General features: G+C 49.4%; 1 protein-coding gene. It reads left to right on the forward strand.

All coding sequences use genetic code 11. The features are described from left to right. On the forward strand, positions 1 to 362 hold a 362-nt coding region (locus J1N09_RS15465), incomplete at both ends, for an Ig-like domain-containing protein (RefSeq protein ID WP_265201183.1).

Below are 362 nucleotides of genomic sequence, written 5' to 3' on the forward strand. Positions count from 1 at the left end.
TATGTGCCGAACGATCCGAATTTCTTCGGAACGGATCAGTTTGTATACGAGATCTTCGACGATGGAACTCCTGTGGCCAGAGATCAGGCTACGGTGTTCATTACCATATCGGGTCAGAATGTGATCTATGCCATTGACGATATCAACGACACTTACCAGGATCTTCCTGTGAGTGGTAGTGTAGCGACCAATGACGAGAACCCTGACGGACCAGCGGGCACTGAAGTGTTTACCCTGGTTGCAGGCAGTGGTCCTGACAACGGAACCCTGGTATTCAATCCTGATGGAAGTTATACCTACACACCGGATCCTGGCTTTACAGGAGAAGATACCTTCGAGTATCAGGTGTGTGACGGTGGAAA

This window comes from Aureitalea sp. L0-47 (genome assembly GCF_026126405.1).
Taxonomy (GTDB): domain Bacteria; phylum Bacteroidota; class Bacteroidia; order Flavobacteriales; family Flavobacteriaceae; genus Pukyongia.